The organism is Bradyrhizobium sp. LTSP857 (genome assembly GCF_000938285.1).
GTDB lineage: Bacteria > Pseudomonadota > Alphaproteobacteria > Rhizobiales > Xanthobacteraceae > Bradyrhizobium.
In genome coordinates this window covers 237,567-257,679 of the sequence record NZ_JYMS01000049.1, presented here as the reverse complement: position 1 = coordinate 257,679, position 20,113 = coordinate 237,567, and the positions used below count along the sequence as shown (strand labels likewise).

Genomic DNA, 20,113 nt, shown 5'->3' with positions numbered 1-20,113 from the left:
TGCCTTTCCCGCCACGAAATTGCGTTTTTTTCCCGTCGCCGCGTCACGCCCAGATTTGTGATGCGGAGCGTTAAATATCCGACATAGAGTGGCAGGGTTGGTCGGCGCGCCCTAGCTAAAAACAACGGGCAGGCAACGGCTTAAGCAGCCAGGCGCTCAAAAGGGCGGAAGAGGACAACAATGGGTATCAACCAGGGTCCGATCAGTCTCGATCAGAAATACACCCAGGACACCGGACACGTCTTCACCACGGGCATCCAGGCGCTGGTCCGCCTGCCCATGGCCCAGATCCGGCGCGACCGTGCCAATGGGCTGAACACCGCGGGCTTCATCTCCGGCTATCGCGGCTCGCCCCTCGGTGGCTACGACCAGCAGCTCTTCGCCGCGCGAAAGCACCTCGAGCAGTACAACATCAAGTTCCAGCCCGGCGTAAACGAGGACCTTGCCGCCACCGCGGTGTGGGGCTCGCAGCAGCTCAACCTCTCGCCCGGCGCCAAATATGATGGCGTGGTCGGCATCTGGTACGGCAAGGGCCCCGGCGTCGACCGCTGCGGCGACGTCTTCCGCCACGGCAACGCGGCAGGCTCGGCCAAGAACGGCGGCGTGCTGGTTCTGGCCGGCGACGACCACGGCGCCAAATCATCCACCGTCCCGCATCAGTCCGACCACGCCTTCATCTCGGCGCTGATGCCTTATCTTTACCCCTCGAGCATCCACGAGATGATCGAGATGGGCCTGCTCGGAATCGCGATGTCGCGCTATTCGGGCTGTTGGGTCGGCATGAAGGTGATCACGGAGACGGTGGAGACCACCGCCGAGATCGACCTCACCGACGAGATGAAGCCTTTCATCATCCCGGCCGATTTCGAGATGCCGCAAGGCGGCCTCAATCTGCGCTGGCCCGACGACCGTTTCGAGCAGGACCGCCGCCTCCAGGACTACAAGGGCTTTGCCGCGATTGCCTTTGCGCGCGCCAACAAGGTCAACCGCATCACGATGGATTCGCCGAACGCCCGCTTCGGCATCATGGCGTCGGGCAAGAGCTATGAGGACGTGAGGCAGGCGCTGCGCGAGCTCGGCATCACCGAAGAGGTCGCCGCCAAGATTGGGCTTCGCCTCTACAAGATCGGCATGCCCTGGCCGCTCGAACCGGAAGGCGTGCGGCAGTTTGCGGTTGGCCTCGAAGAGATATTCATCGTCGAGGAACGGCGCGAGATCGTCGAGAACCAGGTCAAGCAGGAGCTGTTCAACTGGCGCGATGACGTCCGTCCGCGCATCGTCGGCAAGATGGACGAGCACGACAAGCGCTTCCTGACCTTTGCCGCCGAGCTCAGCGTCGCCTCGCTCGCGACCTCGCTGACCGAGCGGCTACTCCGACTTGATCTCAATCCCGAGATTGCGGAGATGATCCGCGTCAAGGCCGACTGGTTCAACGGCCGCCAGGCGACCCAGATGCAGGCGGTCGCGCCTGTCTCCCGCACCCCGTATTTCTGCTCCGGCTGTCCCCACAATACCTCGACCAAGGTCCCCGAAGGCAGCCGCGCCATGGCCGGCATCGGCTGCCACTTCATGGCGCTCTGGATGGACCGTTCGACTGAGACGTTTACCCAGATGGGCGGTGAGGGCGTACCGTGGGTCGGCATTGCGCCCTTCACCAACGAAGAGCATGTGTTCGCCAATCTCGGCGATGGCACCTACTTCCACTCCGGCAGCCTTGCGATCCGCCAGGCGATCGCCTCGGGCGCCAACGTCACCTACAAAATCCTCTATAACGATGCGACCGCGATGACGGGCGGCCAGCACGTCGATGGCGAGTTGTCGCCACAGCAGATCACCTTCCAGCTCCACTCGGAAGGTATCCGCGAGATCTATCTGGTCTCCGAAAACCCCGAGGCCTATCCGGCGAGCGAGATCGCGCCCGGCGTCAAGACTGCGCATCGCGACGAGCTCGACACGGTTCAGAAAACGCTGCGCAAGGTGAAGGGCGCATCCGCGATCGTCTTCGTCCAGACCTGCGCCGCCGAAAAGCGCCGCCGCCGCAAGCGCGGTACGATGGAGGATCCGGCGCGCCGCGTCATGATCAACCCGGCTGTCTGCGAAGGCTGCGGCGACTGCTCGGTGCAGTCGAACTGCATCTCGGTCGAGCCGCTGGAGACTGAATTCGGTCGCAAGCGCGCCATCAACCAGTCGTCCTGCAACAAGGACTATTCGTGCCTGAAGGGGTTCTGCCCGTCCTTCGTCACCATCGACGGCGGCAAGCCGCGCCAGCGGGCGCCAGCGAAGCTGGCTGACATCGGCGCGCTGCCGGAGCCGGCCTCGCGCCCGACGCTCGACAAGCCCTACAATATCGCGGTCGGCGGCGTCGGCGGCACCGGCGTGCTCACCATCGGCGCGCTGCTCGGCATGGCCGCGCATATCGAGGGCAAGGCCTCGATGATCCTCGACATGTCGGGCCTGGCGCAGAAGGGCGGCGCGGTGCTCAGCCACGTCCGCCTGTCGGATCATCCGGCCGAAGTGACCTGCTCGCGCATCGTCACCGGCACGGCCGATGTCGTACTCGCCGCCGATGAGGTGGTTGCGGTCGCCAAGGACACCATCTCGCTTTGCGACACCAGCCGTACCCGCGGCATCATCAACAGCCACGTCATTCCCACCGCCGACTTCATCCTCAACCGCGACTTCAACTTCCAGACCCGCAAGCTGAACGGCTTGCTGGAGACGGCGCTGCACAAGGACTCGGTGTTTTTCGACTTCACCAAGCCGGCCGAGCAGCTGCTCGGCGACAGCATCGCCACCAACATGATGATGATGGGCTATGCCTATCAGAAGGGTTTGTTGCCGCTGTCTGCGGAAGCGATCGAGCAGGCGATCGAGGTCAACGGCGTCTCGATCAAGATGAACAAGGAAGCCTTCCGCCTCGGCCGCCTCGCGGTGGCGGACCCTGCGCGCCTTGCCGACATGCTGAAGGGCACGGACGAGGTCGTTGCGCCGAAGACGCTGGACGCCATGACCCTCGATGAAGTCATCGCGCATCGCGCCACGCATCTCACGGCCTATCAGAACGGCCGCCTTGCCAAGCGTTATCGCAAGCTGGTCGATCAGGTCAGCGACGCCGCCAGGCAGGGCGGATATGATGAGGCGCTGCCGCGTGCGGTGGCGATCAACTACGCAAAGCTGCTCGCCTACAAGGACGAATACGAGGTCGCGCGCCTCTTCACCAACGGCGGCTTCGAAAAACAGCTCCGCGATCAGTTCGAGGGCGACTTCAAGTTCAGCTTCAATCTCGCGCCGCCGATCCTCAGCAGTGGTGTCGACACACTCGGCCGGCCGAAGAAGCGCGCCTTCGGTCCGTGGATGCTGAAGACTTTCCGCGTGCTTGCAAAATTCAAGTTCCTGCGCGGTACGGCGCTCGACATTTTCGGTCGCAGCGCCGACCGCAAGCTCGAGCGCGACCTGATCGTCGGCTACGAGAAGGACGTCGCCACCGTGCTCGGCCTGCTGTCGCCGCTCACGATCGACACCGCAGTCGAACTGCTGTCGCTGCCCGACCGCATCCGCGGTTACGGCCCGGTGAAGGAGAAGGCGGTCGCAGACGCCAAGGTCCGCTACGCCCAGCTCGCCGCCGATCTGGCGAGCCCGCCGCCGGCGCCAAGGCAGATCGCGGCGGAGTAGGGAAGCTTCGTAGGGTGGACAAAGGCGCAAAGCGCCGTGCCCACCATCTCACCAAAATTGCGCGAGAGGAGGTGGGCACGCTTCGCTTTGCCCACCCTACGATGTCTGCAATCCGTTGCGTCGGGGGCAACAAGACCGCCCACATTTTCTGTTGGAGAATCAACCACCGTTCTACTGTGCATGGGGTTGTTTTCGCCAAATTGAAAATCGCTTGTGTCGTCGGGCAAAACACCTTTAGGACTCTGCCTGTGGCGGCCACCGGCGTCAGCGTTCGGACTCCGTCATTGCGACTGTCGCTGCGGAGAGATTCTGGATTGCTTCGCCACGCTCGTACTGACGCCAGGGCGTGGCGACGCCCACTTGCGCCAACCCGCTACCCTCTCGCCCGACGGAATATTTCCGAGCTTGCCAAGCAGGCCACCGCGGTTCAGAAAAAAGAGCCAAGAAGAAACGCGAGCGGAGACCTCTGTTTTGACCATCAAGGGCAAGGCCTACATTGCCGGGATTTTTGAACACCCGACCCGGCATGCGCCGGACAAATCCACAGCCCAGCTCCACGCCGAGGTCGCCAAAGGCGCGATCGAGGATGCCGGGCTCAGCAAGGACGATGTCGACGGCTATTTCTGCGCGGGCGATGCGCCCGGCGGCGCCTGGCCGATGGTCGATTATCTCGGGCTGAACACCAAAAAGCTCCGCCACGTCGATTCCACTGAAACCGGTGGCTGTTCCTACATCATTCATCTCGGCCATGCCGCCGAGGCGATCGCCGCCGGCAAATGCTCGATCGCGCTGATCACGCTCGCCGGCAAGCCACGCACCGGGGCGATGCCGCCGCGCGCCGCCGGCGCGGAGGCCGATTTCGAGTCCGCTTACGGCGCGACCACGCACAATGCCTATGGCATGTGTGCCATGCGCCACATGCACGACTATGGCACCACCTCAGAGCAGCTAGCCTGGATCAAGGTCGCAGCTTCGCATCACGCGCAATACAATCCGCATGCGATGCTCAAGGACGTCGTCACCGTCGAGGACGTCCTGAACTCGCCGATGATCTCCGATCCCTTGCATCGCATGGATTGCTGCGTCGTCTCCGACGGCGGCGGCGCGCTGATCGTGACCACGCCCGAGATCGCCAAGAGTCTGAAGAAGCCTTTGGTCAAGCTGATCGGCCATGGTGAGGCGATGAAGGGCCCGCGCGGCGGCAAGGATCTCGATCTCACGTACTCCGCCGGCATCTGGTCGGGCCCGCGCGCGTTCGAGGAAGCCGGCATCACGCCGAAGGACATCAAGTACGCCTCGATCTATGACAGCTTCACCATCACGGTACTGATGCAGCTCGAAGACCTCGGCTTCTGCAAGAAGGGCGAGGGCGGAAAATTCGTCGCCGACGGCAATCTCATTTCGGGCGTCGGCAAGCTGCCGTTCAACACCGATGGTGGTGGCCTGTGCAGCAACCATCCCGTCAACCGCGGCGGCATGACCAAGATTCTCGAGGCCGTCAGGCAGTTGCGCGGCGAGGCGCATCCGAAGGTGCAGGTCAAGAATTGCGATCTCGCGATCGCCCACGGCACCGGCGGCCTTTTGGGAGTTCGCCACGCCGCCTCGACGGCCATTCTGGAGCGCGTGTGATGAGCGAAGCAAAGAAGTATCCAGCTCCCGTGACCAACCCCGAAACAGCCGCGTTCTGGGACGCGGCGAAGCAGGGCAAGTTCATGATCAAGCGCTGCACCGCTTGCGGCGAAGCCCATTACTTCCCGCGTGCGATCTGCCCGTTCTGCTATTCGGACAAGACGGTGTGGGAGGAGAGCTCGGGCGAGGCCACGATCTACACTTACAGCCTGATGCGGAAATCGCCGACCGGCCCTTACGCGATCGGCTACGTCACGCTGAAGGAGGGGCCTTCGCTCCAGACCAACTTTGTCGATTGCGATCTTGAAAAGCTGAAGATCGGCCAGAAGGTGAAGGTGGTGTTCAAGCCCACCGACGGTGCGCCCTTGCCGTTCTTCACGCCGGTCTGATTTCTTCCTTCTCCCCTTGCGGGAGAAGGTGGCGCGAAGCGCCGGATGAGGGGTATCGCTCCGCAAAGAAGACTCTCAATGCGGAGCCCAACCCCTCACCCAAATGAGTTTGCCGACGGCTCTCGTGGCCCTCTCCCACAAGGGGAGAGGGAACATTAACGAGCGCCGCTGCTCGTTGAGAAGAATGTCGGGAGGAAACCAAAAAATGTCCGCCAGATACGAAGAGCTCAAAACCCTCAAGAACCTCGGCCAGAAATACGCCTACAGCGATCGCGAAGTGATGCTCTACGCCTACGGCATCGGCCTCGGTGCCGATCCCATGGACGAGAAGGAGCTCGCCTTCGTGAACGAGGGCACGTTGACGCCGCGGCCGCTCAAGGTGGTGCCGACGTTTGCCTCCGTTGCGGCATGGGGCGCAGGGCCGGGCGAGATGAACCTCAATCGCGTCATGGTGGTCGACGGCGAGCGCGACATCACCTTCCATCAGCCTCTGCCGGTGTCTGCCCACATCACCGCGGACTCCTCCGTGGTCGAGGTCTACGACAAGGGCAAGGACAAGGGCGTGGTGATCAGCCACCAGACCGTGCTGAAGAACGAGAAGGGCGAGAAGCTTGCAACGCTGGTCGCTTCGCGCTTCGCCCGCGGCGACGGCGGCTTTGGCGGTCCGAACCTGACCCAGCCCGATCCGCACAAGATCCCCTCGCGCAGCCCCGATCGCACGATCGATATCGTCACGCGCCCTGACCAGGCACTGGTCTATCGCCTCTGCGGCGACCGCAACCCGCTGCACAGCGATCCCGAGTTCGCCAAGAAGGCCGGCTTTCCCCGACCGATCCTGCACGGCATGTGCACCTACGGCATCACCTGCCGCGGTGTGCTCCAGACCTATGCCGATTATGATGCGTCCGCCTTCCGCCAGCACGTCGCGCGGTTCTCCTCGCCGGTCTATCCCGGCGAGACCGTGACCATGGACCTCTGGAAGGATGGCAACACGATCTCGTTCGAAGCCAAGGTGAAGTCGCGAGGGGTGACCGTGATCAAGAGCGGCAGGACGGTGCTGGGTTAGCTCAGTCTCGTGCCCCGGACGCAGCGTTTCACGCTGCATCGCGTCCGGGACACGAAAAACAAAACAGGGAGAAGCCACCATGGGATTACTCGACGGCAAGGTTGCGCTGATCACCGGGGCGGGCGGGGGGCTCGGTGAGGCCTACGCAAAACTGTTCGCGCGGGAGGGGGCGTCCGTCGTCGTCAACGACCTCGGCGGGCCCCGTGACGGCTCCGGCGCCGACAAATCGATGGCGCAGCAGGTCGTGGACGCGATCAAGGCCGAGGGCGGCAAGGCGGTCGCCAACGGCGCCGACATCTCCAGCATGGAGGGCGGCCAGTCGCTGTTCGACGACGCCATCAAGCATTTTGGCCGCGCCGACATTCTCGTCAACAATGCCGGCATTCTGCGCGACCAAACCTTTGCCAAGGCCACCGAATCCGACTGGGACAAGGTCATCAAGGTGCATCTGAAGGGTACCTTTTGTTGCACCATGCCGGTGTTTCGCTGGATGCGGGAAAATGGCGGCGGTGTCATCGTCAATACCTCCTCGACCTCGGGCCTGATCGGCAATTTCGGCCAAACCAATTACGGCGCGGCCAAGGGCGGCATCTGGGGCTTGTCCAACGTGCTGGCGATCGAGGGCCGGAAGTACAACATCCGGATCTGGACGCTGGCTCCGGGCGCGCTGACCCGCATGACCGCAGACCTGCCCCGCTATAAGGAGAACCCCGGTGCGGCGCTGGGCCCGGACGGCATCGCGCCGGCCGTGCTATACATGGTCAGCGACTTGTCGGGCGATCAGACCGGCAAGGTGCTGGGCGTGTCCGGGCCCCGCGGCGTGCGCGAAATGCGGATGATGGAAATGGAAGGCTGGAAACCGCCGCACACGGGCTGGAATGCCCGGGACATCGCTGATCATGCCAAGGAGATCTTCTTCTCCGAGGAGCAGATCAAGATGGGTGCGCGGCGGTTTTAGGCCACGACAGATGATAGGATAGAGAGACCCGATGAAACTCACCGCCGACGCCAAGGGCACCTTCGCAATCGCGCCGACGCCGTTCCACGATGACGGCCGGATCGACGAACGCTCGATCGACCGCCTGACCGATTTCTACGAGGAGGTCGGCTGCGACGGCGTCACGGTGCTGGGCATCCTCGGCGAGGCGCCGAAGCTCGATGCTGCCGAGGCCGAGCAGGTCGCGGTGCGCTTCGTCAAACGCGCGAAGAAGATGCAGGTGATCGTCGGCGTCTCCGCGCCGGGCTTTGCCACCATGCGTTCGCTGGCGCGGGCCTCGATGGATGCAGGCGCGGCCGGCGTGATGATCGCGCCGCCGCCGTCCTTGCGCACCGACGACCAGATCGTCGGCTATTTCAAGCAGGCGGCCGAGGCGATTGGCGCCGACGTGCCCTGGGTGCTCCAGGACTATCCGCTGACGCTCTCGGTGGTGTTCACGCCCGCCGTGATCCGCAAGATCATCATGGACAATCCGAATTGCGTGATGCTCAAGCACGAGGATTGGCCGGGGCTCGAGAAGATCTCGACGCTGCGCGGCTTCCAGAAGGATGGCTCGCTGCGGCCGACCTCGATCCTCTGCGGCAATGGCGGCATGTTCCTCGACTTCGAGATGGAGCGCGGCGCCGATGGCGCCATGACCGGCTATGCCTTCCCCGAACTGCTGATCGACGTGGTGAACCTCTCGAAGGCCGGCAAGCGCGATGCCGCGCATGATCTGTTCGATGCCCATCTGCCGCTGATGCGCTATGAGCAGCAGCCGGGCGCGGGCCTCGCCGTGCGCAAATACGTGCTTCAGAAGCGTGGCATCATCGCCTCCAGCGCGCAGCGCAAGCCGGGCGCGACCATCACCCCGGCAGCAAAAGCCGAGGTCGAGTATCTGCTGTCGCGCGTGGCGAAGGTCGACAAGCGCGCCAACCTCCAGCCGCAATCCAGCGCCGCAGGTTAGTTGCATGGCAGAAGCCGCCGCATCGCGTCCCGCCTCCACAATCCTGCTGCTGCGCGATAATGCAGCAGCAAAGGAGATCGAGGTCTTCATGATGGTTCGCCATCATCAGATCGAATTCAATTCGGGGGCGCTGGTGTTTCCGGGCGGCAGCGTCGATGCGGGCGACAAGGAGATTGTCGCCCGTTCAGATCTCTATTCGGGCGGCGAGGGCTTGAGTGAATCCGATCGCGGCTTCCGTATCGCCGCGATCCGCGAGACCTTCGAGGAGAGCGGCATCCTGCTGGCGCGGCCGAAAGGCTCAAGCGCGCCGATCGATGCCAAACGTGCCGGCGAGATCGCGGACAAGCATCGCGTCGCGCTCAACGAGCACAAGATCAGCTTCCTCAGCATTCTCTCGGACAACGGTCTCCAGCTCGCGCTCGACACGCTCGTGCCCTATGCGCACTGGATCACGCCGGAGGGCATGCCGAAGCGCTTCGACACCTGGTTCTTCCTTGCCGCAGCCCCTCCCGACCAGCTCGGCGCCCATGATGGGCGGGAGTCGACGGATTCGATATGGGTGTCACCGCGTGAGGCAGTGGATGGCGGGGAGAGCGGCCGCTTCAAGCTGCCGTTCCCGACCACGCGCAATCTGATCCGGCTGGCGAAGCAGGGCAGCGTAAGCGCCGCGCTCCATCATGCCAGCGGGATGTCGATCGTCACCGTGATGCCGGTCATGACCAAGACCGAGAGCGGCCGCCAGCTCCGCATCCCCCGCGAGGCCGGCTATGACGGCGAGGTGTTCGAGGTCGGCGCGGTCGGCTAGCACACTTCGACGCGCGACGAACTATTGCGCCTGTGGCCGCTCTATGTTCCGTCCTCTGAAACGGGACGGGAATGCGCCATGGAGAATCGGCAGGACACCAACATCGCCGCCGAGCTGGCGCTGCTGGTCGCGCTCGCGACGCTGTGGGGCGGCTCCTACACCTTCATCAAGCTCGGCGTTGCCACCATCCCGCCGATCACACTGATCGCGGCGCGCACCACCATTGCCGGCCTGCTGCTGCTCGTGGTGATGCGGGCGCGCGGTGTCAAGATGCCGACGGATGCCGCGACCTGGCAGCGCTTCGCGTTCCAGGCCGTGCTCAACAGCGTGATTCCCTGGACGCTGATTGCCTGGGGCGAGCGCCATGTCGATGCCGCGCTTGCCACCATCCTCAATTCGGCCGGGCCGATCTTCACCTTCCTGCTCACGGCGGTCGTCACCCGCCACGAAGCGACGACCCCGCGAAAACTGGTTGGCGTCATCGCCGGCATGGCCGGCATCCTGCTGATCGTCGGCGTCGATGCCTTCCATGACATCGGCAGCGGCCTGGTCGCGGAGGCCGCCATCGTGGCGGCCACCATCTGCTATGCCTGCGCGGCGATCTTTGGCCGGAGCTTCAAGGGCCTCGATCCGATGGCGCCGGCCGCCGGCTCGCTGCTGGCGGGCGCCGCGGTCCTGATCCCGGCCTCGCTCGTGTTCGAGCAGCCCTGGACGCTCTCGCCCTCGCTGAGTTCCGTGCTGGCGCTGCTCGCGCTCGCCGTGTTCTCCACCGCGGCGGCCTTTGCGATCTATTTCCGCCTGATCCAGACCCTCGGCTCGGTCGGCACCACCGCGCAGGCCTATCTGCGTGTGCCGATCGGGATCGCCATCAGCGTCGCCTTCCTCGGCGAGAGCCTGAGCCAGACCGCCTGGATTGGCCTGGCCTGCGTCGTTATCGGCGTTGCCGCCATGACGATCCCGGCCCGGCGCCCGGTGGGCGTCAAAACGTCATAAATCCGGGAGAGAGCGGTCCGAGAACCGCAATATTAAGAATGTTCGGCGGCCGGAGGCATGTTCCCCCGGGACCGCAATACGTCGTATATTGGGCTCCCAATAGCCCGGTCCCCAAAACACACCAATGTCCGCCGAATTGACGCCGACCCCTGAGAAAAAGCGAACCTTTTCGCTCTCCATCGGCCAGTTGACGTTCGGCAGCTTCCTTCTGGTGCTGGCGGTGATCATCGTCACCTCGACCGCGAGCGTGATCGCGATCCGGCATATCGATACGACCTTCGCCGAGTTGCAGCGGCTCCAGAGCGTTGGCGACCTCGCCGAGGACATCGACCGCCGCATGAACGAACTGCGCCTTGCCGCGCGCGACTTCGTCACCGATCCCGGCGCGGGCATCCAGTTCAAGCAGGTCGGCGAGGCGGCCTCGACGCTCAGCGACATCCTGAAGAAGACCCGCATCGAGCTCGCGCCCGAGCAGCAGGACATGATCGACGGGGTCAGCGAGCGGCTTGCGACCTATCGCAGCGGCCTGGAGCGGATCTCGACCCTGATTGACCGCCGCGCGCAATTGCTCGCCGGCCTGCCGCCGCTGCGCGACCAGTTCGACGCGACGGTTGCTGGTGCTGCGGACCGCGAGCTCGCCGCCCGCCTGTCGGAAGCGCAGAGCCGGATCGCGCTCGGGCTGCTCGCGCGCAATCCGTCCGCCGCCGAACAGGCCGCGCAGAACATGCGGACAATGGATATCGCCGATACCGCGCTGAAGACGGCGGTGAACAATTACGCCGATGCCATCATCGCGGTCGCCGTTCGCGAACGGCAGATCGCCGATATTGACCGCGAAGTGCTGGGAACCGAGGGCCGTCTGATCGGGCGTGTCACCGAATTGCTGCGCGAGGTCAGCGCACGGCGCGGCCACGTGCTGTCGCGCGATTTCGCCCGCACGCTGACGGAGGCGCGATGGCAGAGCATCGTATTCGGCACCATCGGCGTGCTGATCGGCATGGTCGCGGCTGCCTTCGTGGTGCGGCGGACGGTCCGGCCGCTGGCAAAGATCGCAAGGTCGATCCGTGCGCTTGCAGCTGGCGAGAAGGATACCTCGATCCCGTCGGCCGACCTCGACAACGAGATCGGCGATATCGCACGTGCCGCCGAAGTGTTCCGCCGCGCGCTGGAAGAGGCCGACACGGCGCGCGAGGCGGCGGTGCGCGCGCTCACCGAGCAGCGGCTGGCCGAAGAAAGCTATCGCAAGCTGTTCGAGGGTTCGGTCGACGGCATCTACGTCACGACGCCGTCCGGCGATCTCCTCAACGCCAATCCGGCGCTGGCGCGGATGATGGGCTATGACAGCCCGCAGCATTTGATCGACAGCATCAACGACATCGCCCACACCATCTACGTTCATCCCGAGGCGCGCGAGGAATACCAGCGGCTGATGCACCGCGACGGCATGGTGCGCGAGTTCGAATATCAGGTGCGCCAGCGCAGCGGCAACGTCCTTTGGCTCTCCGACAGCGCGACCGGCGTCCGGGATGAGCAGGGCAAGATCGTCCGCTACGAGGGCACACTGCGTGACATCACCGACCAGAAGCGGGCGGAAGACGCCATCGCCGAAGGCCGGCGCCTGCTCCAGCAGGTCATCGACACCGTGCCGGCCGTCATCAACGTCAAGAACCGCGACCTGCGCTATGTGCTGATGAACCGCTACATGGCCGGCATCTTCGGCATCGAGCCCGGCGACGCGCTCGGCCGCACCACCGCCGACCTGATGTCGCGCTACGGCGCGGCCAAGACCGATGAGAACGACAAGCGCGTGATCAATTTGCGAAAGGGTCTCGGCTTCTACGAGGAAGAGTACAAGGATTCCTCCGGCAACATGCGGCAATGGCTCGTCAACAAGCTGCCGCTGCTCGATGCCGAGGGCGAGATCGAGCGGATTGTCACCGTGGCGCTCGACATCGGCGAGCGCAAGCGCGGTGAGCAGGAGATGCGGAAGGCGAAGGACGCCGCCGAGACCGCGTTGCGCAATCTGCGCGAGACCCAGGCCTCGCTGATCGAGGCGGAGAAGCTCGCGGCACTCGGGCGGTTGGTCGCCGGCGTTGCACACGAGGTCAACAATCCCGTCGGCATCAGCCTCACGGTTGCCTCTGCGCTGGAACGTAAGACCGCGCTGTTCAGCGCCGAGGTCGAGCGCGGCGAGCTTCGCCGCTCGACGCTCAACGACTACCTCAGCACCAGCCGCGACGCGTCCTCGCAACTTGTCTCGAATCTCAACCGCGCGGCCGAGCTGATCCAGTCGTTCAAGCAGGTCGCGGCCGACCGCAACTATTCGGATCAGCGCAGCTTCGATCTCGCGGACCTCACCGAGCAGGTGGTGATGAGCCTGCGGCCGGGCCTGCGCAAGCAGAACCTGACGCTTAATGTCGAGTGCCAGCCCAACCTGACCATGAACAGCTATCCCGGTCCGTATGGCCAGGTGCTGACCAATTTATTCCTCAACGCAGTGGCGCACGCCTTCCCGGACGGACGGCCCGGCATCATCGACATCCAGGTACGCGAGTCCGGCAAGGACAATGTCGAGATCATCGTCGCCGACAATGGCTGCGGCATGAGCCTCGACGTGCGCCGTCGTGCCTTCGATCCGTTCTTCACGACGCGGCGCGACCAGGGCGGCACTGGTCTGGGGCTGCACATCGTCTACAGCATCGTCACCAACCGGCTCGGCGGCCGGCTCGATCTCGACTCCGAGCCGGGCGGCGGCACGCGTATCCAAATGATACTGCCGCGCACGGCGCCGCTGGAACAGGCGGCGGAATAGCTAGAGCGCCTAATCGGCCTCTACGAGCTTGTGCAGGGTGGCGCCAAAGATCTGGCTGGCCTTGCCGACGAGGGCGGTGCCCGTCATGTCCGCGCGCGTATCGGTGAAGGTGCCGCTCACGCCGATGCCGACCGCCGCGGGGCCACCGAACAGGGGGTTGTCGTCGCCGCGCGGGGAGGTGTGCCGCTGCACCAGCACCTCGCCCTTGAAGGTGTTGTCCTTCACCGTGTAGCTGCCCGTGTAATAGAGATAGGCGTCGCCGCCAAGAATCTTGCCGTCGCGGAAAAGAATCACGCCGCTGCCCTTGCCGACTCGACCATCGAGCAGGGTCACATGAATCGAATAGAGGCCGTTCTTCATAACGTCCCACGGGCCGGCCGCCGTCGCCCAACGGCGTAACCGGTGAAGCTTTTATGCCAAAGCGCAATCCATCGCGCAACGCGGCAGTTTGCCGGCCGGCAAGCCTGCCCGATGCTGCGAACCGTAATTTTCCCAGCTTGCCTGTGACGCGGTTATGACGGTTTCATTATGGGGCGAGGCCAGTCGTAGCGAATCAGAGTTGGCCCGCGAAATGCATAACCATTGTTGCACTGGCCGCGGGGTGCTGGAGCAGGACAAACGTGACCAACTGGATCGATTCCGGCGGCCATGAGCCGCGTCTGTACAGTGCGCGTCCCACGAATTGCGAAAGACAACAACGACGAATTGGCCGCGCGACACGCAGGCGAAGCATGGCGAGGCTCGGTTGTGCCTTGCTCCTGATCGCGCTTGCTGCCCCCTTCGGGCACGCACGTGATCGCGGCCAGTTCGTCAACACCAGTGCCGAAATGAAGGCCTGGTTCGACGGCTTGCGCAGCGGCAAGGGGCCATGCTGCTCCGATGCCGACGGCTCGGCGATCTCGGACTCCGATTGGGAGAGCAAGGACGGGCACTATCGCGTCCGCGTCCCGCGCCTTGGCTATGTGATCGAGGGCCAGCAGCAGGAGCTCGTCTGGGTCGACGTGCCCGAGGAGGCCGTGATCTCGGAGCCGAACCGGGTCGGACGGACCATGGTGTGGCCGATCTATGGCTACATGGGCGTCGCCATCCGCTGCTTTATGCCCGGCAGCATGACCTGACCGGGCAATAGCTCGCCCGGTCTCGCTGGCGCTTGATGCGGCCGTGCCGCGTCAGGTGTATTTCTTGTCGCGCTCGAGCAGCTCGATGGAAATGCCTTCGGGACCGCGGATGAAGCAGATGCGAACGCCCGGCCGGAGCGTGGTCGGCTCGCGCGTGAACGTCACGCCCTTGGCCTTGATCTCGGCCGCGACGGCGTCGATGTCCTTCACCGTGAGTCCGAAATGGTCGAGGCCCTGATGCGGGTGCGGCGGCGGCGGGTTGACGGCGTTGTCGCCCTCCAGCGACGCGATGAAGATCTTGGCGCCGCCGAGGTTCACGTCGATCCGCCCCGGTGCGCGCACGATCTCGCCGCCGAGGATATCTTGCAGCCAGGCCGCCGTGGCTTCCGGATCGGGGCTGCGCAGATGGACGTGATCCCAGGTGACGGCGACTGGCATTTCAATTCCTCCCGACGGGGTCTTCGCGATGTTGCAGCGCATGTTAGCGATCCCTGCCGATGATCGCCACCGTGGCTGACCCGCGATTCGCGCGCTAGCGGGAACCATAGTTCGTCTTACGGATTGAGAAAGTGGGTGAGCGAGAGACCGGTCGGAAAATGGCCGCATCGGGCTCGCTATGATGAGGTAGCTTGCGGAAGGGCATTCGGTGACGCACCCATGAACGCAGGGTTGGACCGGAACGGAATGGGAAGCTTCGTCAGGAACGGCGAGAACCTGCCGCGGTCCGATTCTGGGACAGGTGTCTGGTTCAAACGAGGCCTGCTGTGGCTGCTGGCCGTGATCATCATCGGCTTCGCCGTCTGGATGCTGATGCCGCCTTCCGAAGGCAATGTCGCGCAAACCGAACCGGTGAAACTGGGGCTCGCAACCGTTGATCCGGCTCCCTCGGCAACGGCCGCAGCGGAGGCCGCGGGGCTCGACCGGCTAAAAATATCGTCGCAGACCTGGCGTCGCGGCGGGCTCGGTTCGAAAGCGCTGGTGACCTTCACCGTGCGAAATGACAATGACTATGCCGTAAAAGATGTCGAGATCGCCTGCGCCTTTGCGCGGCGTGACGGCAGCCATCTGACCGACCGCAGCCGCGTGCTGGCCGACATTGTGAGCATGAAGAGCCGCAAGACCTTTGCGCGCGTTCCGGTCGGCTTCGTCAACGTGAACGCTGATCAGGCAAAGTGCTCGCTGGTGACTGCGCGGCGCGTGTAAGGGTCGGGCATTCCGCTAGCGGAAAAGTTACCGTCGTTGCCCCTTGGCCAAAAAACTTGGCGTTGCCATTTGAACCAATGGGCAGGGCGCAGGAACCAATCAAAGTATCGCCTGTTAAGGCGAAGAGCCCACGCGGGGATGCGGGGGGCGGAGCATGCCAATGCCCATCTTTCGCTATTTCACGTTCGTCGGTGGAGCGCTGCTCGCACTGTTGTTCGCCGCCAATTTCGTTTGGCTGGCTTCGCCGGTTGCGCAGGCGGTCGCTACCGCGGGCTATGACCAGCCGCTGATCCGGATCCGGTCCGACCGCCATCTGCCTGATCGCGTCGTGCTTGACACCAGCCAGCCGACGATTGCCGCGCCCGTGGTGAAGACGGCTGCCGTTGCGGTGCCCCAGCCGTCGGTGCAGGCGGACGCGCTGGCCGAGATGTCGGCGAAGGCACGGGTGCGCGAGACCTTCGCCCAGTTCACGCCGGCCGGGCCGAAGGCCGATGCGGCCAAGAAGGCCGACGCCAAGCCGGAATCTCAGGCCCAGGTATCGCAGGTGCAAGAAGCCCAGGTGCCACAAGTCCGCGCTCCGGCTCAGCCCAAGCGCAAGGTCGCCAGGACCCATCCGGCGCAGCAGCGCGGCCAGCCGATGATGCTGGTGGCCCAGCAGCCGCATTTCGGTCTGTTCAACACGACCTGGTAAGGTAAGAACGGCTCTGACCCGCCCCAATAGGGGTGGGTGGGGCTTTTTATTGTCCCACCTCTCTGCTAATTCGAGCCCATCCTAACGTCGCCGGTGCTCTGGTCTTGCCAGCAACAATCCGGTGCGTCTTGGGAGTGACCCAATACCCGGGTCAGGGCGCTCGTAGCTCAGCTGGATAGAGCATCGGATTTCGATTCCGAGGGTCGGAGGTTCGAATCCTTCCGAGCGCGCCATTTGCCAGGCATGGGATCAGTGCCACCATGGGGCTTGGCCGACCGGAACCCGGCGGTTCCATCTACTTGCCCTGGATCTTTAGCCCGTTGGGACCGACGTTGATCTGGAGGCCGTCGGGCTGCTTTTTCGCCTGGTAGAGATTGTAGCCAAGCACGCCTGCCGTGATGACCAGAGCACCGATAATCAGAAACAGTAGATTGCGGCTGATGGTCATTCTCTTCCTTAAACCAGGTTCGTGACGGCGAGAAAAACCCCGCGCGTCGGATGTGCGGGGTGCTTCAGAACGGCAACGCGGCTCGAGGGAACTTGTTCCAAGGCTGCTTGACGCTCACGCCCAAGGCCGGCAACCGGCGCCGTGGCTTGTGATGTCAGCCTGCCCGAAGGATGGTCTGCCGGCCTCGTGCCAGTGTGTCGGAGGGGGCCTCGTGGAAGGTCGTGCGGTAGGCCGCGGCAAACTCGCCCAAATGATGAAAGCCCTGGGCGCGTGCGCACGTGGCGACCGATGCACCACCGCTTCTGAGAAGCTGCGAGCGAGTCGCCCACAGCCGCTTCAGGCGGATGTATTGATGCAGGCTCATGCCGCGCACCTTGGTCACCGCGCTGCTGAGCGTCCGGATCGAGACGCCGCATTCGTCGGCGAGATTGGCCGTATAGATCGGTGCGGTCGGATAGGCTGCGATGTAATCGTCGATCTGTTGCACGAGCCTTGCAGATCGCGCGCCTGCGAGCGGGGCGCCGTGATCCAGCAACGGGTCGTTATGAAACAGATCATCGAAGGCGAGCAGTAGGCCCTCCTGGAGATGTGCGGCGACCTCTCTCGTTTCAAACATATGCGGGTTTACGGACGCGGTCCTCAGGATATCGAGCACGAGCTGTCGGGCGTGGAGATGAGCGGCGCGGTCCGCGACGCGAGCCCACAATGCGTCGGCGCGATCGAACCAGCCGCGATCCCTGAGGGCAGGGGAGAAGATGATCAAGGCGTGATGATTGGTCTGGGGCTCGACGAAATGGCAATCATGATTGCCGCGCAAGGCCGCGAAAAAGCGCGAGTCGAGAAACATGCCGCTCGAGCTGGCCCGCAGATCGTCGGTCATCGGCAGGATCACCATGCCGCCCGGCACGCGATAGGCGGTATCAAGGATGCGCGCAAACGACCTCGCCACGATGATGCGGCATGCCGGCAGGTTCACGACCGCGCGCGCCGCTGCGAAATTGGTGACGTCGAGCGGAATGCTCCGGGCATCTTCCAGCGACTCGGCCGGCCGAAACGCGTCGACATCGGCAAATCGGATCAGTTGGAGAGCGGAGGACGGCGCAAGAGAATCAAACATGCGTCTTGCCGGAAATTGAAATGTGACAATGAAATGAACGTCGGTACATCGCCATCAATGACGAAACATAGCGATTCAGTAAATCGGATTCCGGGCCGTAGTATTGCGGACATCATGCCACGAGGTCCGTCAGATCGATGTCACCGTCAACGTTCTCGGTTCATCGTTTGGCCGGAGGCGAGGTCGATGAAATGGAGTCGCGTGCAGGCGGGAAGGCAAAGGACTCAAAGCTTCGTCCCTCTTGTCTCTGCTGCTTCCTCAAGATGCGTTTGCACATTCATGCCCGTCTTGGGGGCATCGGAAAACAATCAAATCGGCTATCGGTGCAGCATGACGGCACGACGAATTTCATCTTTGATCTAGATCAGTTTTGGAAGCGCTCCGGGCCAACCGCGGATACGCGGCAATTCGCGATTCCGCAAAAGCGAAGGGGCCCCGAGGGCCCCTTCAGATATCACCAGCGGCGATAGCCGTAATAGCCATAGTAGCGCGGACGCGGGGCATAATAGCGCGGCGGCGCATAGTATCCCGGACCATAACCATAGGCGTAGTTCGGCTGCCACCAGCAGCGCCCCCACTGATTGCAGACCATGCGGACCTGCTCGACGTCGGAGACCTGCGGTGTCGCAGGTGCAGGCGCAATAGGCATGGCGGACGCCGCCGGCGCCGCGAGGGCACCGAACAGGGACGCGGCGACGAGGCCAATCTTCAACTTCATGATGTCTTCCTCTGCTTACGCGATACTGAATAGCGAAGGTGTTCTGATCAAATTGTGGCAGAACCGAAATGTAATGCCGATGAATAAATCTTCAGCCAGTCCGCCGCAGCCCTTGATCCAGCGCCGCGAAGCTACCCGGGGTTTGAGCGCCCAATGCCGTGCGCGCGGCTTCGTCCCTGGTCCTGTCGTTGCGGAAGGCCCTTCGCATAATTCGAAGAGCACAAATCAAAGCTGTGCAATGGACGAGATGAGAATCGACAAAAGCGACTGGCGCGTCACGTGCGACGGACGCGACGCGCTCCGAGGCGAGATCGGCAAAGACCTCGTCAAGCTGACGGTCTACGAGATCGAGAAGCAGTTGCTGCTGTCGGGGCCGCCGGCTCGGGCGGCCCATCGACAGAGGATGCGTCGGCGCCGCTCAGTAGCAGGGGTGCCGGCGACCGTCCTGGCCGACATAGGCGGCTGCGCTCCGGTAGCAGTGGTTGGTCGACGGGCCGTCATAATAGGCGAAGGTGCCGGCGGTGATCCCGGGGCCGTAATTGTGCAGATAGCTGATCGGGTAGGGCAGCGGATTGGCGTAGTAGCGGTGGTACCGGTGATGCACCCGTGCCTCCGCGAGGCTGGGGGCGAGGATTGCAGCCGACAGGGCAGCAACCGCGGCAACAAGCTTCAACTTGCTCATCTCGATTCTCCGGAACCCGCACTTGAGGTCAGTTCCTTATAGCCATTTTGGTCGGGGTGGGCACCCATCCAGCGGCCCGAAATCGGGGGCAATCCCGCAGATTCCCGGGCGGGTGTGACCGAAATGCCGAGGCACCGGCGCGACTTGCCCATTTTTGGCCTTTTCGGGATGCTTAACGAATTCCCCACACAAGTATGGCCAAAGAGAATTCGTCAAGATTCCTCCTGCCGGCCCCTGGGGTGCTCTTCGAGGCCGGTTCGTTCCTTGCAAAGGTTTTCGCCACACGCCGCCATGCGCATCACGCTCCTCAGCCTGCTGTTGTTCTTCGTCGCGGCCGCCACGCCAGCGCGAGCGGAGCTGCACATCACCCGCGACCACGGCGGCTATGTCGAGGAGTACAAGACGAAGTACAAGCGCGTCCGGGAAAAAGGCGAGCGCGTCATCATCGACGGCATCTGCAACTCCGCCTGCACCCTGGTGCTGGGCATCGTACCGATGAACAAGATCTGCGTGACGCCGCGTGCGAGCCTCGGCTTTCACCAGGCCTATTACGACAAGGCCTTCACCTTCGGCATGAAGATCACCAGTGCGGAAGGGACGTCCGATCTGATGTCCTATTATCCCGATACGGTGAAGGACTGGATTCGCCGCAATGGCGGGCTCACCACCGACATGAAGAAGATCAAGAACGGTGTCGAGCTCTGGAAGATCATCGATCCCTGTCCGGAAGAGTGGTGAGCGGTTGAGCTGAACCGCCGCTGACCGTCGCAGCGCAGCATTGCGCTGGTGGAAATTCGCATTGCCGCATAGGCCCCGGTGGGGCAATG

Annotated in this window: 19 protein-coding genes, 1 tRNA gene and 1 pseudogene; 15 read left to right on the top strand and 6 right to left on the bottom strand. The window is 63.6% G+C overall.

The window, feature by feature from the left end:
* The first annotated feature begins 180 nt into the window (after positions 1-180).
* From UP06_RS34575 to UP06_RS34535, 9 genes are all read left to right on the top strand, one after another.
* On the top strand, positions 181-3,672 hold the full coding sequence (locus UP06_RS34575) for an indolepyruvate ferredoxin oxidoreductase family protein (protein ID WP_045008166.1): 3,492 nt from the start codon (positions 181-183) through the stop codon (positions 3,670-3,672).
* Positions 3,673-4,143: 471 nt separating this feature from the next.
* Positions 4,144-5,301 carry a thiolase family protein gene (locus tag UP06_RS34570; protein WP_045008165.1) on the top strand — a complete coding sequence of 386 codons (1,158 nt, stop codon included), beginning with the start codon at positions 4,144-4,146 and terminating at the stop codon, positions 5,299-5,301.
* Complete coding sequence (locus UP06_RS34565) at positions 5,301-5,690, top strand: Zn-ribbon domain-containing OB-fold protein (RefSeq protein WP_045008164.1); 390 nt, start codon at positions 5,301-5,303, stop codon at positions 5,688-5,690. Before UP06_RS34570 ends, UP06_RS34565 begins: the two co-directional genes overlap by 1 nt.
* Before the next feature lie 205 nt (positions 5,691-5,895).
* On the top strand, positions 5,896-6,756 hold the full coding sequence (locus UP06_RS34560; RefSeq protein ID WP_045008163.1) for a MaoC family dehydratase: 861 nt from the start codon (positions 5,896-5,898) through the stop codon (positions 6,754-6,756).
* A gap of 79 nt (positions 6,757-6,835) precedes the next feature.
* Positions 6,836-7,714, top strand: a complete 879-nt coding sequence (locus UP06_RS34555; RefSeq protein ID WP_045008162.1) for an SDR family oxidoreductase — start codon at positions 6,836-6,838, stop codon at positions 7,712-7,714.
* Between the two features lie 31 nt (positions 7,715-7,745).
* Positions 7,746-8,699, top strand: a complete 954-nt coding sequence (locus UP06_RS34550) for a dihydrodipicolinate synthase family protein (RefSeq protein WP_045008161.1) — start codon at positions 7,746-7,748, stop codon at positions 8,697-8,699.
* A 4-nt stretch (positions 8,700-8,703) separates the two neighbouring features.
* The gene (locus UP06_RS34545) at positions 8,704-9,504 is read left to right on the top strand and encodes an NUDIX hydrolase (protein ID WP_045008160.1); all 801 of its coding nucleotides are present in this window, start codon (positions 8,704-8,706) and stop codon (positions 9,502-9,504) included.
* 78 nt (positions 9,505-9,582) lie between these two features.
* A complete protein-coding gene (locus UP06_RS34540; protein WP_045008159.1) occupies positions 9,583-10,497 on the top strand; it encodes a DMT family transporter in 915 nt (304 codons plus the stop codon).
* A 124-nt stretch (positions 10,498-10,621) separates the two neighbouring features.
* Positions 10,622-13,309: a PAS domain S-box protein gene (locus tag UP06_RS34535; protein WP_045008158.1), complete on the top strand. Its 2,688-nt coding sequence runs from the start codon at positions 10,622-10,624 to the stop codon at positions 13,307-13,309.
* Between the two features lie 9 nt (positions 13,310-13,318).
* Here the strand turns inward: UP06_RS34535 and UP06_RS34530 are convergent, their stop codons facing one another.
* A complete protein-coding gene (locus UP06_RS34530) occupies positions 13,319-13,669 on the bottom strand; it encodes a GrlR family regulatory protein (protein WP_045008157.1) in 351 nt (116 codons plus the stop codon).
* A 260-nt stretch (positions 13,670-13,929) separates the two neighbouring features.
* Here UP06_RS34530 and UP06_RS34525 point away from each other — a divergent pair, with 260 nt between their 5' ends.
* Positions 13,930-14,427, top strand: a complete 498-nt coding sequence (locus UP06_RS34525) for a hypothetical protein (RefSeq protein ID WP_045008156.1) — start codon at positions 13,930-13,932, stop codon at positions 14,425-14,427.
* Positions 14,428-14,478: 51 nt separating this feature from the next.
* On the opposite strand, the gene UP06_RS34520 is transcribed toward UP06_RS34525, so the two are convergent.
* The gene (locus UP06_RS34520; protein ID WP_045008155.1) at positions 14,479-14,865 is read right to left on the bottom strand and encodes a VOC family protein; all 387 of its coding nucleotides are present in this window, start codon (positions 14,863-14,865) and stop codon (positions 14,479-14,481) included.
* Between the two features lie 219 nt (positions 14,866-15,084).
* Here UP06_RS34520 and UP06_RS34515 point away from each other — a divergent pair, with 219 nt between their 5' ends.
* From UP06_RS34515 to UP06_RS34505, 3 genes are all read left to right on the top strand, one after another.
* Positions 15,085-15,630, top strand: coding sequence for a hypothetical protein (locus tag UP06_RS34515; protein WP_045008154.1), 546 nt, complete (start codon positions 15,085-15,087; stop codon positions 15,628-15,630).
* A 160-nt stretch (positions 15,631-15,790) separates the two neighbouring features.
* Entirely contained in the window at positions 15,791-16,321 is a 531-nt protein-coding gene (locus UP06_RS34510; RefSeq protein ID WP_045008153.1) for a hypothetical protein, read from the top strand.
* 156 nt (positions 16,322-16,477) lie between these two features.
* Positions 16,478-16,554: transfer RNA gene (locus UP06_RS34505), tRNA-Arg, on the top strand.
* 62 nt (positions 16,555-16,616) lie between these two features.
* On the opposite strand, the gene UP06_RS41765 is transcribed toward UP06_RS34505, so the two are convergent.
* The 3 genes from UP06_RS41765 to UP06_RS34495 form a co-directional block, all read right to left on the bottom strand.
* The gene (locus UP06_RS41765) at positions 16,617-16,769 is read right to left on the bottom strand and encodes a hypothetical protein (protein WP_197087452.1); all 153 of its coding nucleotides are present in this window, start codon (positions 16,767-16,769) and stop codon (positions 16,617-16,619) included.
* A gap of 154 nt (positions 16,770-16,923) precedes the next feature.
* A complete protein-coding gene (locus UP06_RS34500; RefSeq protein ID WP_045008152.1) occupies positions 16,924-17,886 on the bottom strand; it encodes an AraC family transcriptional regulator in 963 nt (320 codons plus the stop codon).
* Between the two features lie 454 nt (positions 17,887-18,340).
* On the bottom strand, positions 18,341-18,604 hold the full coding sequence (locus UP06_RS34495; RefSeq protein WP_045008151.1) for a hypothetical protein: 264 nt from the start codon (positions 18,602-18,604) through the stop codon (positions 18,341-18,343).
* 289 nt (positions 18,605-18,893) lie between these two features.
* Here UP06_RS34495 and UP06_RS42325 point away from each other — a divergent pair.
* Positions 18,894-18,977, top strand: a pseudogene (locus UP06_RS42325) (host attachment protein); the annotation flags it as partial.
* A 45-nt stretch (positions 18,978-19,022) separates the two neighbouring features.
* Here the strand turns inward: UP06_RS42325 and UP06_RS34485 are convergent.
* Positions 19,023-19,286, bottom strand: a complete 264-nt coding sequence (locus UP06_RS34485) for a hypothetical protein (RefSeq protein ID WP_045008149.1) — start codon at positions 19,284-19,286, stop codon at positions 19,023-19,025.
* Positions 19,287-19,577: 291 nt separating this feature from the next.
* Here UP06_RS34485 and UP06_RS34480 point away from each other — a divergent pair, with 291 nt between their 5' ends.
* Positions 19,578-20,024 carry a hypothetical protein gene (locus UP06_RS34480; protein WP_045008148.1) on the top strand — a complete coding sequence of 149 codons (447 nt, stop codon included), beginning with the start codon at positions 19,578-19,580 and terminating at the stop codon, positions 20,022-20,024.
* The last annotated feature ends 89 nt before the right edge of the window (positions 20,025-20,113 follow it).